This window comes from Enterobacter sp. A8 (assembly GCF_004296595.1).
In the GTDB taxonomy this organism is placed as follows: Bacteria; Pseudomonadota; Gammaproteobacteria; order Enterobacterales; family Enterobacteriaceae; genus Enterobacter; species Enterobacter cloacae.
This window is the reverse complement of sequence record NZ_SCMF01000003.1, coordinates 282,910-298,285: the sequence shown is the minus strand read 5'-3', so window position 1 is coordinate 298,285 and position 15,376 is coordinate 282,910. Positions and strand designations below refer to the sequence as shown.

The window sequence follows — 15,376 nt, the reverse complement described above, 5'->3', positions numbered from 1 at the left end:
TGCTTTAACCGCTCTTCTTCCCCGGCTTTAACCCACGATGAAACTCGTTGATGCGCTTCATGGATTTGATGGTGCGCTGCGGCTCGGTGGAGGCGACGGACAAAATAATCATCTCCAGGCACAGCAGCACCGTACCGTGCAGCGGGATTTTGCCCTTTTCTCCGCCGCGCGGCACATGGATCACCACGCTGGCCTCTTTGCTGAAACGTGAGTCCAGAGCGTTGGTCAGCAAAATCGTCGGGATCCCCAGACGTTTGGCTTCCCGCAACGTGGTTTGTCCTTCCCGGTGTGCAGATTTTTGCGCCATCATCACCAGCACATCGCCGCGCTGGAGCGCAATCAACTGTTCGGCAAGGCCTATCCCGGTGCGGTTGAGCGGCATGGCGGGGAGCCCCATCCGGCTGAATAATCTGGCGGTGTACTCGGCCAGAATGCCGGAGGCACCAATGCCGAAGATCGCCACCTGCCTGGCCTGCGCCAGCAGCGACACCGCCTGCGCCATCGCATAGCGGTTGTGCGGTTGTGACAAGACCTCACAGGTGTGCTGATGCCCTTCCAGCACAAAATCGATGCTCGCGTTAACGTCGCTGGTGAGCGTGTTAACCGTCGAGGAGATCTTTTCGCTGGATGTCACCACCGGACCAAACCACTGCTCCAGCGTCTGCTTCAGATCGCGCAGCCCGGCAAAACCCAGCGCCTGGATCGCGCGGACCACGGTGGCGTCCGAGGTTTTTAGCAGCGTGGCGATTTCCATTGCCGTCTGCTCCATTACCGCTTCCCGGTTCTCGTTGATGTAGCGCGCCACCTGCAGCAGACGCGGCGTCAGATGATGTGCACGAGCGCGAAAGCGCTCCCCGTAAACATCCACACGCCCTTTCTCTTTACGGATCACGGTGATACCTCCGGCAATGGCCGCCCGGCAATCTGCGACTGTACCTGCGCGGCCATCAGCCCTAAAGAGGCGAAGGAGTTCGAAATGGCCTCTTCGCGTGAAATCAGCACGTAGTGGCCGGTCCGACAGGCGTTCAGGAACTGGCACCAGCCCGGCATCACCGCCTCCATCGCCGCCAGCTCGTCCTGCGGTTTACCCCCGGTGTCGCCGCGCCAGGTGGCAAAGACAAAATCGGCGTCCAGCTCCGGCAGACGTTCGGCGCTGACGTCAATCCGTCCCCCTTCCGGGATACTCTCAATCAGCGGCGGGAAGGTAAATCCGGCGTCACGCAGCACGCGGCCTAAAGAGTGGTAGCTGTGCATGGCATTGATTTTTCCCTGGTTAGCCTGAATCACCGACACGGTGATTTTGCGCGTATCGATGGTCGCCTTCAGCGCCTTGATTTGTTCCTGATAGCGGCGCTCCAGGATTTTCAGCCGCGCCTGCGTACCGGTGAGCTGCGCCAGCTTGCGGTAGATCTCCGGTGCACCGCCGTCGAGATGGTCGATACTCACCGTCGGGGCAATCTTCTCCAGCTGTTCCACCGGCGTGTTGCGGGTCGGCTCGGTGATGATCAGATCGGGTTTGGCGGCGGCAATGGCTTCAATGTCGATATCCGCCGTGCCGATGAATTTGATGTCGGAATTATCGAAATCCACCCCCGTCAGCATGCCGCTGGCGCGCAGAAAATGGCTGCCGTCCGGGCGCGTGCGGCCATGGCTGGCGACGGGCGGTACGCCAAGCTCAATCAGTGGAATGGTGATATCCAGGTCGTGCAGCGAGACGATCCGCTTCGGGTGAAGCGGCACCTCCACCTTACGCCCCAGATCGTCAGTGAACGTCTGCGTCGGCTCCGCCGCACCCACCGCAAACCCTATCAGCAACAGCATCGAAACAAGTACGCGCATTATAGTCCTCTAAAATCTGTCCCGACGCTGCCAGAGCAGCAGCAGGAAAAACGGTCCGCCAGTCAGTGAAATCACAATCCCCGCCGGTAACTGCAACGGCAGGAATGCCAGCCGCCCGACGGTATCCGCCAGCAGCACCAGCAGCGCACCCAGCACGGCACTGCCCATCAACAACGCGGTTTGCCCACCGCGCATCACCAGACGCGCCATATGCGGCGCAATCAGCCCCACAAAACCAATACTCCCCACGCAGGAGACACAGGCCGCCGTTAACACCACCGGCGCGAGAACGCGCAGTAGCGCTAATCGTGCGGTGCGAACCCCGAGCCCCGTTGCGGCGTGGTTACCCAGCAATGCCACGTCAGCCGCGCGGGCGGTAAAGAGCAGTAGCGCAAACGCCGGGGCCGCCCAGGCTGCGGCGATACCGACCAGCGTCCAGTTTGCCGCGTGCAGGCTCCCTGCCAGCCACAGCATCGCCGTCTGCACATCGCGCACGTCGGCGGTAGTCATAAAGATCCCCATTGCCGCAGAGAAAGCCCATGACACGCCAATCCCAATCAGAATAAAACGCGGACGCGAGATATCGCGGGCCAGCGCCACCACCAGCAACGCGGTAATGAGGCCACCAGCCATCCCGACCAGCGGACGCCAGGCCAGCCCCAGCGCAGGGAACTGAAAAATCAGCAGCAGCACCGCCGCGCTGCAGCCCTCTTTCACACCAATAAGCCCCGGATCGGCCAGGCCATTGCGGGTGATGGACTGCATCGCCGCTCCCGCCATGCCCAGCATCGCGCCGCTTAAAATGGCCATCAGCAGCCGTGGCAGGCGGATATCCATCACGATATAGCGCGCATCGGCCTCCAGGGGTTCTCCGGAGAACAGCGCGCGCCCGATGGCGGAAGTGGGAATGGGAAGCGAACCGTGCGTCAGGCCAAACCCCAGCAGGAGAATGCCCATTAGAGCGATAAGCGTAACGCGCGCCACTGCCGCCGGGCGTACCTGCCCGGAAAACGGCCCGACACGCCATGCACGCAGTCCGGCCCGGCTCATTTGAACATCCTTGATGCCATCAGGATAAAGAGAGGAGCACCCACCAGCGCGGTCATGATCCCGGTGGCCAGCTCATACGGCATAAACAGCGTACGGGCCGCGATATCCGCCAGCAGCAACACCAGCGTCCCGCACAGGGCAGAAAGCGGCACCATCACGCGTAAGTCCACCGACGCCAGACAGCGGATCAGCTGTGGCACGACCAGGCCAATAAAACCAATTGGTCCGGCAATGGAGACGGCTGCGCCGCAAAGCAGCGCAATCGCCAGCAGAGCCAAAAGCCGAGTTTTGAGCAGCGACACGCCCAGCCCCTGCGCCATCCGGTCTCCCAGGGCCAGCATATTGAGCGACGGCGACAGCCAGAGCGCCAGAGCGAACCCCACAGCGGCAACCCAGGATGCGCTGCGAACGATCTCCGCGTTAAGCCCGGCAAGATCTCCCGCCAGCCAGGTGCGCATGGCAAGCAGCGTCTGTTCATCCAGAATCAGCACCGTGGCGGTAATCGACGACGCAAACGCCGACATCGCCACGCCGCATAAGGTAATTTTCATTGGCGTGAGGCCGGTTCGCCCTGAAGAGGAGAACGTCAACACCAGCATAAACAGCGCGGCGGCACCCACAGCGGCAATCAGCGGGCGGCCAAACGGCAAGGTAAACCCAAGCGCGCTGGTCAGCACCACGGCCAGCGCCGCCCCCGCGTTAAGCCCCAGAATATGCGGCTCGCCCAGCGGGTTACGGATCACCGACTGTAACAACACGCCCGCCACGCCAAGCGCCGCCCCGGTGACCATGGCGGCAGCCAGCCGTATCAGGCGTAATCTGACAATCACGTTGTGATCGAAATTGCGCGGGTCGAAATGAAGCAAGGCCTGCACCACCGTCTGGGGAGCAATGACACGCGCACCGATACCCAGGTGGGCAATCGCGCCCATCACCAGCAGCAAGGCAAACAGCAGGAAAGCCAGTGACGTTCGCATCATGATTTTTCCGCCGCCTGGCGGAATGGCATAAAGAACGGCTTACCGGTCAGCGGATTAACCGACATATGGACATCGACATCAAACACCGCTTTGATGAGTTCCGGCGTGCAGACGTCGCCTTCATGCAATACTCCCTCGACTTTGCCCTGGCGTAAAAAGACCAGGGAATCGCCATAGTTGACGGCGAAGTTGAGATCGTGGAGCACCACCACCACCGTACGGCCATGCTGGCGGGTCAGGGTATGCAGCAGCTCGAGGATCTCCACCTGATAGCGAAGATCGAGAAAGGTTGTCGGTTCATCCAGCAGGATATAGGGCGTTTGCTGCGCCAGGGCCATTGCGATCCAGCAGCGCTGGCGCTGGCCGCCGGAGAGGCTTTCGACGGGCTGATGTGCAAACTCTGCCGTACCGGTCAGGTGCAGAGCCTCTTCAACGGCCTGCTCGTCTTCATCGCTCCACTGGCGCATAAAATTTTGCCAGGGAAAACGGCCGCGTGATACCAGCTCAAACACGGTCAGCCCTTCCGGCAGCAGCGGAGATTGCGGCAGGATCCCCAGCTGGCGGGCTACCGCTCTGGTTGGTTGCTCGTGAATGGCTTTGCCATCAAGCAGCGCGGCCCCGCCAAGCGGTTGCAGCAGACGCGCGATAGTGCTCAGCAGCGTGGATTTTCCACAGCCGTTCGCCCCTACCAGCACGGTCATTTTCTGCTGGGGGATCGCAAGGGAGATATCATCGACGATGATTTTTTTCTGATAGCCCGCGGAGAGGTTCTCAAGAACCAGCCCCGGTTTATGGGTGTTGTGCGCCACGTGAATGCCAACTTAATAAAAAATCGAACAAATAAAAATAAAACTCATTCTCTTTTGAGAGTTTGCCGCTGCGCCATGTAGTAGTCAAGGGGATAAACACCCTGATAAAGCCAGGGTTAAATAACAGGTACTTCAGCGGCGGTGTTATTTTTTATTTAAGATTTTTCAATGAATTATATGGAATCTACTTATATCAGGACGGGAGGTTTCAGGCTGTAGCCGATTTTTGCTTTTTTCCATTTACTACTACATTGCCGCATGATTGAATGATTCTCAATTACATGTTCGATGCCACACGGCTAACGAGCAGACAATTAAGGGCAATGACTCATACATTCTTCCGCGCCCTTCATGCGCGGGATCTTTTGGGAAAACAGATGTAATGGCTACGTTCACACCTTCTCTCTCTGGGGTAAAAGGGCGCGCGCTCTTTTCACTGCTGTTTATGGCACCGCTGGTGCAGGCGGCCGACACCGCAACGGCTAACGACGGCGAAACGCTGACCGTCACCGCCGATCCCCATGCCGTGGCTGAGGCCACAAACGGCTATCAGCCGCTTAACACCTCCACCGCCACGCTAACCAACATGCCGATGCTGGATATTCCGCAGGTGGTGAATACCGTCAGTGATAAAGTGCTGGAAGATCAGCACGCTACTTCGCTTGATGAAGCCCTTTATAACGTCAGCAACGTGGTGCAGACCAACACCCTGGGCGGTACGCAGGATGCGTTTGTGCGCCGGGGATTTGGCGCGAACCGCGACGGGTCAATAATGACCAACGGCCTGCGCACCGTGCTGCCGCGCAGCTTTAATGCCGCGACCGAGCGCGTGGAGGTGCTGAAAGGGCCGGCCTCAACGCTGTATGGCATTCTCGATCCTGGCGGCCTGATCAACGTGGTTACCAAACGCCCGGAAACCCGCTTCGGCGGCTCAATTTCCGCTACCTCCTCAAGCTTTGGCGGCGGCACCGGGCAGATTGATGTCACCGGCCCGATTGACGGCACGCGGCTGGCGTATCGCCTGACGGGCGAGTATCAGGATGAAGATTACTGGCGTAATTTTGGCAACGAGCGCAGCACCTTTATCGCCCCGTCGTTGACCTGGTTTGGTGATGATGCCACCGTGACCGTGCTCTATTCACATCGCGACTATAAGACGCCGTTCGATCGAGGAACCATTTTCGATCTCAGCACCAAACAGCCGGTAAACGTGGATCGTAAAACCCGCTTTGACGAGCCGTTTAACGTTACCGACGGGCAGTCCGATCTGGCGCAACTGAACGCCGAATACCGTCTTAACAGCCAGTGGACCGCGAAGTTTGACTACAGCTTTAGCCAGGATAAATACAGCGATAACCAGGCGCGCGTGATGGCCTATGACGCCAAAACGGGTAACCTGACCCGTCGCGTGGATGCAACCCAGGGCTCGACTCAGCGTATGCACAGTACGCGTGCGGATCTGCAGGGGAACGTAGATATCGCGGGCTTTTACAATGAGATCCTGACCGGTGTGTCGTATGAGAATTACGATCTGCTGCGTACGGACATGATGCGCTGTAAGAACGTTAAAGATTTCAATATCTACCATCCGACCTACGGCAATCTCAGCAAATGCACCACCGTCTCCGCCGCTGATAGCGACCAGACGCTCAAACAGGAAAGCTACTCCGCCTACGCGCAGGACGCCCTGTATCTCACCGATAAATGGATTGCCATTGCCGGGCTGCGTTACCAGTATTACACCCAGTATGCGGGCAAGGGTCGCCCGTTCAATGTGAATACCGACAGCCGCGACGAACAGTGGACGCCGAAGCTGGGGCTGGTCTACAAGCTCACGCCATCCGTCTCGCTGTTTGCTAACTATTCCCAGACGTTTATGCCGCAATCGTCCATTGCGAGCTACATTGGTGACCTGCCGCCGGAAACGTCTAATGCTTACGAAGTGGGGGCTAAATTTGACCTGTTCGATGGCATTACCGCCAACATTGCGCTGTTTGATATTCACAAGCGCAACGTGCTGTACAACGAAAGCGTGGGGGGTGAAACCATCGCCAAAACCGCTGGCCGCGTACGCTCGCAGGGTGTGGAGGTGGATCTTGCCGGATCGCTGACTGAGAATACCAATATTATCGCCAGCTACGGCTACACTGATGCCAAAGTGCTGGAGGATCCAGACTACGCGGGTAAGCCCCTGCCGAACGTGCCGCGTCATACCGGTTCCCTGTTCCTGGCTTACGACATTCATAACGCGATCGGCGGGAATACCCTGACGCTTGGCGGCGGTGGGCACGGCGTGAGCCGTCGTTCAGCGACCAACGGTGCGGATTATTATTTACCGGGATACTTTGTTGCCGATGCCTTTGTGGCCTACAAAATGAAGCTGCAGTATCCGGTGACGCTGCAGGTGAACGTGAAGAACCTGTTTGATAAAACCTACTACACCTCGTCCATTGCGACCAACAACCTGGGCAACCAGATTGGCGACCCGCGCGAAGTGCAGTTTACGGTGAAGATGGCGTTTTGATGTAAAAAAGCCCGGTGGCGCTAGCGCTTACCGGGCCTACGATTGCTATGGCTGAGGCATCAGGCCTCAATATCCGCCATATCGCCTTTCTCCTGCAGCCAGTTGCGTCGGTCTTCCGAGCGTTTTTTGGCCAGCAGCATATCCATCATGGCGTTGGTTTGCTGTTCATCTTCATCGCTGATGGTCAACTGAACCAGACGACGGGTGTTAGGATCCAGCGTGGTTTCGCGCAGTTGCATTGGGTTCATCTCGCCCAGCCCTTTAAAGCGCTGAACGTTTGGTTTGCCCTTCTTGCGCTTGAGCTGCTCCAGCACGCCCGCTTTCTCTTCTTCCGTCAGCGCGTAGTACACCTCTTTGCCGAGATCGATACGGTAGAGCGGCGGCAGCGCGACGTAGACGTGACCGTTTTTCACCAGCGTGCGGAAGTGCTTCACGAAGAGTGCGCACAACAGCGTGGCGATGTGCAGACCATCGGAGTCCGCATCTGCGAGGATACAGATCTTGCCGTAGCGCAGCTGGCTAAGATCTTCGCTGTCCGGATCGATACCGATCGCAACAGAGATATCATGCACTTCCTGCGAGGCCAGCACTTCATCGGACGAGACTTCCCAGGTATTCAGGATCTTACCTTTAAGCGGCATGATCGCCTGGTATTCACGGTCGCGCGCCTGCTTGGCCGATCCCCCTGCCGAGTCCCCTTCCACCAGGAACAGCTCGGTACGGTTAAGATCCTGCGCGGTACAGTCCGCCAGCTTGCCCGGCAACGCAGGACCGCTGGTGAGCTTTTTACGCACCACTTTCTTCGCCGCACGCAGACGACGCTGCGCGCTGGAGATCGCCATTTCCGCCAGCATCTCTGCGGCCTGAACGTTCTGGTTCAGCCACAGGGTGAAGGCATCTTTGACCACGCCGGAAACAAAGGCCGCGCACTGACGCGAGGAGAGACGCTCTTTGGTTTGCCCGGCAAACTGCGGATCCTGCATCTTCACGGAAAGCACGTAGGCGCAGCGATCCCAGATATCTTCCGCCGACAGCTTCACGCCGCGCGGCAGAATGTTGCGGTATTCGCAGAATTCACGCATCGCATCCAGCAGACCCTGACGCAGCCCGTTAACGTGCGTACCGCCGAGCATAGTTGGGATCAGGTTGACGTAACTTTCGGTCAGCAGCTCACCGCCTTCCGGCAGCCACAGCAGCGCCCAGTCCACTGCTTCGGTGTCACCGGTGAAATTACCGACGAACGGTTTTTCCGGCAGCGTCGGCAGGCCGTTTACCGCTTCGCACAGGTAGTCGTTCAGACCGTCGGCATAGCACCAGCTCTGCTCGGTATTGTTGACGTTATCTTTAAACGTGATTTCCACGCCAGGGCACAGTACCGCTTTGGCTTTCAGCAGGTGCGTCAGGCGAGAAACGGAGAAACGTGGGCTGTCGAAGAAGCTTTCGTCAGGCCAGAAGTGGACGCTGGTGCCGGTGTTGCGTTTACCGCACGTGCCGACAACCTGCAGATCCTGCACTTTCTCGCCGTTTTCAAACGCGATGTTATACACCTGGCCGTCGCGGCGAACATTCACTTCCACGCGCTTAGACAGGGCGTTAACCACGGAGATCCCCACACCGTGCAAACCACCGGAGAACTGGTAGTTCTTGTTGGAGAACTTACCGCCCGCATGCAGTCGGCAGAGGATCAGCTCAACGGCCGGTACGCCCTCTTCCGGGTGGATATCCACCGGCATGCCGCGACCGTCGTCGATAACTTCCAGCGACTGATCGGCATGCAGGATAACATCGACACGTTTGGCATGGCCTGCCAGCGCTTCGTCGACACTGTTATCAATAACTTCCTGGCCCAGATGGTTTGGGCGCGTCGTATCGGTGTACATCCCCGGGCGGCGGCGAACCGGCTCAAGCCCGGTGAGTACCTCAATGGCATCAGCGTTATAGGTTTGCGTCATGATTTAAACTAGCAATTCGCATTGATTGTCAGAGGCTGTGCAGTCCAAGAAAATCGACAATCTGGGTGAAATGATCTTCAAAGCCCGTGAAAGCATGGTTTCCGCCCTCTTCTATAGTCTGGCGGCAGGAGGCGTAATACGCCACTGCCTGGCGGTAATCCAGCACTTCATCACCCGTTTGTTGCAGCAGCCAGATCAGGTCCGGTGCTTCAAGCGGGTCGACCTGCATAACTTTGAGATCGTAAATATGGCGTGACTCTAGCACATATTGTTGGCCGGTGTAGGGGTTCTCGTTTTCGCCAAGAAAGTCCCGCAGCAGCTCAAACGGTCGAACCGCCGGGTTAACCACAACGGCGGGCAGCATAAAGCATTGCGAGAGCCATGTGGCGTAATACCCTCCCAGCGAGGAGCCCACCACGCCGAAAGATTCGCCGCCGTGTTCCAGAACAATGGATTCCAGCATCTCCGCCGCCTCTGCCGGATAAGGCGGCAGCTGCGGGATAATCATCTCAACGTGCGGATGATGCTCGCTCAGCCACTGGCGTAACTGTGTCGCTTTGGCAGATCGCGGCGAGCTGTTGAACCCATGCAGGTAGAGGAGCGTAGACATCAATAGCCTTCTGAAGCGGTATCGGGGCGGAATTGCGCGCCTGCCAGACGGCAGACTTCCGTGGTCAGTGAACCATCCGCATGCAGTTCCAGCCAGCGCCAGCCCGGCGCGATGGTATCCAGGGTAAAGTTCGCGCAGTGCGGCTTAAACTGAACGCAGGTCGACGGCGTCGCCAGCAGACGGCGGCCATTCCAGTCGAGATCCTGTTCCTGATGAATGTGTCCGCACAGCAGATTCTTCACGCGCGGGAATTTCACCAGCACGCTATCCAGGGCGGCAGAATTGCGCAGGCTGTGTTGATCGAGCCAGCTACAGCCCGCCGGAAGCGGATGATGATGAAGCAAAAGCAGCGTATGTCGCGCCGGTTCGGCGGCCAGTTTGGTCTCCAGCCAGTCGAGCTGAAACTCGCTTAACTCACCGTGCGGGACGCCAAACACCTGGCTGTCGAGCAGCAGGATCTGCCACTGCTCACCGGCAAACACACACTTCGCCGGAGAGATCCCCGCCTCCTGAAGAGAGCTGTACATCGCAGGCTGAAAGTCGTGGTTGCCCGGAAGCCAGACGCACGGCACGCTAAAGCTCGCGATGCCTTCAGCAAAATGCTGGTAGGCCGCGGAGGATTGATCCTGCGCCAGATCGCCCGTTGCAACGATCAGATCGCAGGCACGATTTTCAGCGTGAATAGCGCTAAGTACAGCCTGATAACTCTCCCAGGTGTTCACCCCCAGCAGCGTTTCATGCTTTTCGGCAAAAAGGTGAGTATCGGTGATTTGTAATATCCTGACTGGTGCCCCACCAGCAACAGTCAGGTTCAACAGGCTTTCCAAATGGTGTCCTTAGGTAGGTTTATGACGCTAACAAACCGGAATCGCCATTGCTCCATGTGCTAAACAATATCTTAGCCAGTCGGCTAAAAACTGGTTAATTTGATGCTTTTCGTCGCGTTGATGCAACTTTTTATTCGGGTAATCATACCGCGCTTTAAAACGAAAGATCTGCTGACTTGAACACACTTCAGCGACCATCGCGTCGTGGTAGAGCCGCACCGTCATTGACGGCAGGCTCCAGTAGCTAATGCTGGGTGCCGTTTGTTCGATTTCCACCAGCGTAGTGTAGCGCGTTGATTCTGTTATCGTTAATCGATACTGCGCGTTGCTCACCTGATAGCTTACCGTTTCGCCGGGTGCGTCGTTTCTCGGCAGCAGGCGGCGCAATTGTGCGAAATTGGTTTCGCACAGGCGCATCATTTCTGGGAAGTCAGGTGTATAACGCTTCATTTTTTCCACTCGTTTCGTAATGTCTGATAATGCAGTTGCAGCCATTGCAGGGCGATGACAGACGCTGCGTTGTCGATTTTCCCCTCTTCTACCCACTGGTAAGCCTGCTCCCGACTCACCACATGAACCCGAATATCTTCGTTTTCATCTGCCAGACCGTGGATCCCATCCGCGGTCGTGGCGTCCACTTCGCCCACCATGATGGACAAGCGCTCGCTGGTGCCTCCCGGACTGGCCAGATAGCTGAGCACCGGTTTTGTGCGGCCAACGATCAGCCCCGCCTCTTCCAGCGCCTCGCGGCGGGCAACGTCTTCAACCGACTCGCCCTCTTCGATCATGCCGGCGACCATCTCCAGCAACCACGGGCTTTCACTGACGTCATACGCCGCAATGCGAATCTGCTCAACCAGTACGACTTCATCACGCACTGGGTCAAAGGGTAGCAAGACTGCTGCATGCCCGCGCTCAAAAATTTCGCGCCTGATTTCGCCGCTCATCTCACCGTTAAACAGGCGATGCCTGAAACAGTAAAGTTCCATTGAAAAAAAACCGCTATAAAGCGTTTCTCGTGCAATAATTTCTACATCGTTTTTGGCGAATGTCACGGGCAACTTATCTGGTTTTTGCATGAGTCGAGTCCTGGTAGCAATGGTGATGAAATTATGAATTTCAAGGCTGTTTGGCTGCCGTTTGTAAGGCTATATGGTAGATTGGTGCAAATTAACGCCACATGGCACATTACGCCAACCTTTTGGTGTGGATGATTCTGTTAGAATCGGCAATTATTTTTAATTAGATCAGCGCTAATACTGCTTCACAACAAGGAATGCAAATGAAGAAATTGCTCCCCATCCTTATCGGCCTGAGCCTGACGGGCTTCAGTGCAATGAGCCAGGCGGAAAACCTGTTACAGGTCTACCAGCAGGCACGTCTGGGCAACCCTGATTTACGTAAATCAGCGGCCGATCGTGATGCTGCGTTTGAAAAGATTAACGAAGCGCGTAGCCCACTGCTGCCGCAGTTAGGTTTAGGTGCAGATTATACATACAGCAACGGTTTCCGCGACGCTAACGGCGTTAACTCCAATGCTACCAGCGCCTCACTGCAATTAACACAGACGCTGTTTGATATGTCCAAATGGCGCGCACTGACCCTGCAGGAAAAGAGCGCGGGTATCCAGGATGTGACCTATCAGACCGACCAGCAAACGCTGATCCTGAACACGGCGACTGCGTACTTCAACGTGCTGAGCGCGATTGACTCGCTCTCCTATACTGAAGCGCAGAAACAGGCAATTTACCGTCAGTTAGATCAAACCACCCAGCGTTTCAACGTGGGCCTGGTCGCCATCACTGACGTGCAGAACGCCCGTTCACAGTACGACAGCGTACTGGCCAACGAAGTGACCGCGCGTAACAACCTCGACAACGCGCTGGAATCTCTGCGTCAGGTCACCGGTAATTACTATCCAGAACTGGCTTCCCTGAACGTAGATAACTTCAAGACCGATAAGCCGCAGGCGGTGAATGCCCTGCTGAAAGAAGCGGAAAACCGCAACCTGACCTTACTGCAGGCGCGTCTGAGCCAGGACCTGGCCCGCGAGCAGATTCGTCAGGCGCAGGATGGCCACCTGCCAACCCTGAGCCTGAGCGCCTCCACCGGCGTGTCTGATACCAGCTACAGCGGTTCTAAAACCAACACCGCCCAGTATGACGACAGCAACCAGGGCCAGAACAAAGTCGGCCTGAGCTTCTCACTGCCGCTGTATCAGGGCGGTTTGGTGAATTCTCAGGTGAAACAGGCGCAGTACAACTTCGTTGGCGCAAGCGAGCAGCTGGAAAGCGCCCACCGCAACGTGGTGCAGACCGTGCGCTCTTCGTTCAACAACGTGAACGCTTCTATCAGCAGCATCAACGCGTATAAACAGGCCGTTGTGTCTGCCCAAAGCTCCCTGGATGCAATGGAAGCTGGTTACTCCGTCGGTACCCGTACCATTGTTGACGTGCTGGACGCGACCACCACGCTGTATAACGCGAAACAGCAGCTCTCCAGCGCACGTTACCAGTACCTGATTAACCAGCTGAACATCAAGCAGGCGCTGGGTACGCTGAACGAGCAGGACCTGCTGGCGCTGAACAATGCGCTGGGTAAACCGGTCTCAACCTCGCCGGACAGCGTGGCACCGGAGAACCCGGAGCAGGTTGCTGCGGTTGATAACTTCAACGCTAACAGCAGCGCGCCTGCTGCACAGCCAGCCGCTGCGCGTACCAACACCGGCAGCAATCCGTTCCGTCACTAAGAGTGTCATCAGGCCCACTGCGGCCTGATGCCCTCACCCCTGCCCTCTCCCACAGGGAGAGGGAGCATCTGAATCACATCCGAACGTAAGCCAACGTAAAGATCCCCCTGATTCCGACCCTCTTCGCTTCATTTTCAACCACTCATCCTCTATCCTGAGCGTTATAACCACTGGGTCCTGGAAGACAAATATGAAACGGACAAAATCCATAAATCACGCTTCGTTCCGCAAAAGCTGGAACGCGCGTCACCTCACCCCTGTTGCGCTGGCGGTTACCGCTGTCTTTATGCTGGCAGGCTGTGAGAAAAGCGATGAAACGGTTTCTCTGTATCAAAACGCAGAGGACTGCTCAGCCGCAACCGGTAACGCGGCAGAATGTAAGACCGCCTATAACAACGCCCTGAAAGAAGCGGAACGTACCGCACCGAAATATGCCACACGCGAAGACTGCGTGGCAGAGTTCGGTGAAGGCCAGTGTCAACAGACACCGGCTGAGGCGGGAACGGCGCCAGAAAATCAGGCGCAAGCTCAGTCCAGCGGCAGCTTCTGGATGCCACTGATGGCCGGCTATATGATGGGCCGCCTGATGGGCGGCGGTGCGGGTTACCAGCAGCAGCCGCTGTTTAGCTCGAAAAACCCGGCCAGCCCGGCCTACGGCCAATACACCGATGCCAGCGGCAAAGGCTATGGCGCAGCAACGCCTGGCCGCACCGTGACCGTACCGAAAACGGCGATGGCTCCGAAACCGGCTACCACCAGCACCATCACCCGCGGCGGGTTCGGTGAATCTGTGGCGAAACAGACCAGCATGCAGCGCAGCGCGACGGGTACGTCAACTCGCTCAATGGGCGGCTGATCATGGAACGAGTCAGTATCACCGAGCGCCCGGACTGGCGCGAAAAAGCGACCGAATACGGTTTTAACTTCCACACCATGTATGGCGAGCCGTACTGGTGTGAAGACGCTTACTACAAACTGACGCTCGCCCAGGTGGAAAAACTGGAGGCGGTGACGGCAGAGCTCCATCAGATGTGCCTGAAGGTTGTCGAGAAAGTGATCGACAGCGACGAGCTGATGGCTAAATTCCGCATTCCGAAGCACACCTGGGGCTTTGTGCGCCAGTCGTGGAAAACCAGCCAGCCCTCGCTCTATTCTCGCCTTGATCTGGCGTGGGATGGCGTGGGTGAACCTAAGCTTCTTGAAAATAACGCCGATACACCAACCTCTCTGTATGAAGCGGCCTTCTTCCAGTGGATCTGGCTGGAAGACCAGATGAACGCCGGAAACCTGCCGGAAGAGAGCGACCAGTTCAATAGCCTGCAGGAAAAGTTGATTGAGCGTTTCGCCGAGCTGCGTGAACAGCACGGTTTCAACCTGCTGCATCTCGCCTGCTGCCGTGACACGGAAGAAGATCGTGGAACGGTTCAGTATCTGCAGGATTGTGCTGCCGAAGCGGAAGTCGCCACCGAGTTTCTCTATATAGAGGATATCGGTCTGGGCGAGAAAGGTCAGTTTACTGACCTGCAGGATCAGGTGATCAGCAACCTGTTCAAACTCTACCCGTGGGAATATATGCTGCGTGAGATGTTCTCCACCAAGCTGGAAGACGCTGGCGTGCGCTGGCTGGAACCGGCGTGGAAGAGCATCATCTCCAACAAAGCCCTGCTGCCGATGCTGTGGGAAATGTTCCCGAACCACCCGAACCTGCTGCCGGCATACTTTGCGGAAGATGATTATCCGCAAATGGAAAAATATGTCGTGAAGCCAATCTTCTCCCGCGAGGGGGCAAACGTCTCCATTATCGAAAACGGTAAAACGCTGGAAGCGGTTGAAGGGCCTTACGGCGAAGAAGGAATGATCGTCCAGGCGTTTTATCAGCTGCCGAAATTTGGCGACAGCTATACGCTGATTGGCAGCTGGCTCATCAACGATCAGCCTGCCGGGATTGGCATCCGCGAAGATCGCGCGCTGATCACGCAGGATCTGTCACGGTTCTATCCGCATATTTTTGTTGAGTAGAGTGCGGCCTGATGCCC

14 protein-coding genes are annotated in these 15,376 nt (G+C 57.1%); 4 read left to right on the top strand and 10 right to left on the bottom strand.

Annotated elements, in window-relative coordinates; genetic code table 11:
• Positions 1-4 precede the first annotated feature (4 nt).
• From EQV24_RS13375 to EQV24_RS13355, 5 genes are read right to left on the bottom strand one after another with little or no spacing between them, the layout of a single operon-like run.
• Positions 5-892: a MurR/RpiR family transcriptional regulator gene (locus tag EQV24_RS13375; RefSeq protein WP_013098734.1), complete on the bottom strand. Its 888-nt coding sequence runs from the start codon at positions 890-892 to the stop codon at positions 5-7.
• On the bottom strand, positions 889-1,839 hold the full coding sequence (locus tag EQV24_RS13370) for an iron-siderophore ABC transporter substrate-binding protein (RefSeq protein WP_045293715.1): 951 nt from the start codon (positions 1,837-1,839) through the stop codon (positions 889-891). The genes EQV24_RS13375 and EQV24_RS13370 overlap by 4 nt, the downstream gene beginning before the upstream one ends.
• Positions 1,840-1,848: 9 nt before the next feature.
• A complete protein-coding gene (locus tag EQV24_RS13365; protein WP_127869099.1) occupies positions 1,849-2,889 on the bottom strand; it encodes an iron ABC transporter permease in 1,041 nt (346 codons plus the stop codon).
• Positions 2,886-3,869: an iron ABC transporter permease gene (locus tag EQV24_RS13360; RefSeq protein WP_130626682.1), complete on the bottom strand. Its 984-nt coding sequence runs from the start codon at positions 3,867-3,869 to the stop codon at positions 2,886-2,888. The genes EQV24_RS13365 and EQV24_RS13360 overlap by 4 nt, the downstream gene beginning before the upstream one ends.
• The gene (locus EQV24_RS13355) at positions 3,866-4,678 is read right to left on the bottom strand and encodes an ABC transporter ATP-binding protein (protein WP_130626681.1); all 813 of its coding nucleotides are present in this window, start codon (positions 4,676-4,678) and stop codon (positions 3,866-3,868) included. The genes EQV24_RS13360 and EQV24_RS13355 overlap by 4 nt, the downstream gene beginning before the upstream one ends.
• Before the next feature lie 382 nt (positions 4,679-5,060).
• On the opposite strand from EQV24_RS13355, the gene EQV24_RS13350 reads away from it, so the two are divergent.
• Positions 5,061-7,202, top strand: a complete 2,142-nt coding sequence (locus tag EQV24_RS13350) for a TonB-dependent siderophore receptor (RefSeq protein ID WP_130626680.1) — start codon at positions 5,061-5,063, stop codon at positions 7,200-7,202.
• 59 nt (positions 7,203-7,261) lie between these two features.
• Here EQV24_RS13350 and parE read toward each other — a convergent pair whose 3' ends face one another.
• From parE to nudF, 5 genes are read right to left on the bottom strand one after another with little or no spacing between them, the layout of a single operon-like run.
• Positions 7,262-9,154 carry a DNA topoisomerase IV subunit B gene (gene parE / locus EQV24_RS13345; protein ID WP_013098740.1) on the bottom strand — a complete coding sequence of 631 codons (1,893 nt, stop codon included), beginning with the start codon at positions 9,152-9,154 and terminating at the stop codon, positions 7,262-7,264.
• 28 nt (positions 9,155-9,182) lie between these two features.
• A complete protein-coding gene (gene yqiA, locus EQV24_RS13340; protein WP_014833291.1) occupies positions 9,183-9,764 on the bottom strand; it encodes an esterase YqiA in 582 nt (193 codons plus the stop codon).
• Positions 9,764-10,591, bottom strand: a complete 828-nt coding sequence (gene cpdA, locus EQV24_RS13335) for a 3',5'-cyclic-AMP phosphodiesterase (protein ID WP_020689480.1) — start codon at positions 10,589-10,591, stop codon at positions 9,764-9,766. Before cpdA ends, yqiA begins: the two co-directional genes overlap by 1 nt.
• 27 nt (positions 10,592-10,618) lie before the next feature.
• Complete coding sequence (locus tag EQV24_RS13330; protein WP_003862516.1) at positions 10,619-11,041, bottom strand: DUF1249 family protein; 423 nt, start codon at positions 11,039-11,041, stop codon at positions 10,619-10,621.
• Positions 11,038-11,670 (bottom strand): ADP-ribose diphosphatase, encoded by a 633-nt coding sequence (gene nudF / locus EQV24_RS13325; protein ID WP_129252093.1) that lies wholly within the window; start codon positions 11,668-11,670, stop codon positions 11,038-11,040. Before nudF ends, EQV24_RS13330 begins: the two co-directional genes overlap by 4 nt.
• Positions 11,671-11,873: 203 nt before the next feature.
• Between nudF and tolC the strand changes: the two genes are divergently transcribed.
• The 3 genes from tolC to EQV24_RS13310 all read left to right on the top strand — a co-directional run bounded on the left by tolC (position 11,874) and on the right by EQV24_RS13310 (position 15,359).
• A complete protein-coding gene (gene tolC, locus EQV24_RS13320; RefSeq protein WP_020689478.1) occupies positions 11,874-13,340 on the top strand; it encodes an outer membrane channel protein TolC in 1,467 nt (488 codons plus the stop codon).
• 190 nt (positions 13,341-13,530) lie between these two features.
• On the top strand, positions 13,531-14,196 hold the full coding sequence (locus EQV24_RS13315; RefSeq protein ID WP_020689477.1) for a DUF1190 family protein: 666 nt from the start codon (positions 13,531-13,533) through the stop codon (positions 14,194-14,196).
• A gap of 2 nt (positions 14,197-14,198) precedes the next feature.
• Entirely contained in the window at positions 14,199-15,359 is a 1,161-nt protein-coding gene (locus EQV24_RS13310) for a glutathionylspermidine synthase family protein (RefSeq protein WP_029883040.1), read from the top strand.
• The last annotated feature ends 17 nt before the right edge of the window (positions 15,360-15,376 follow it).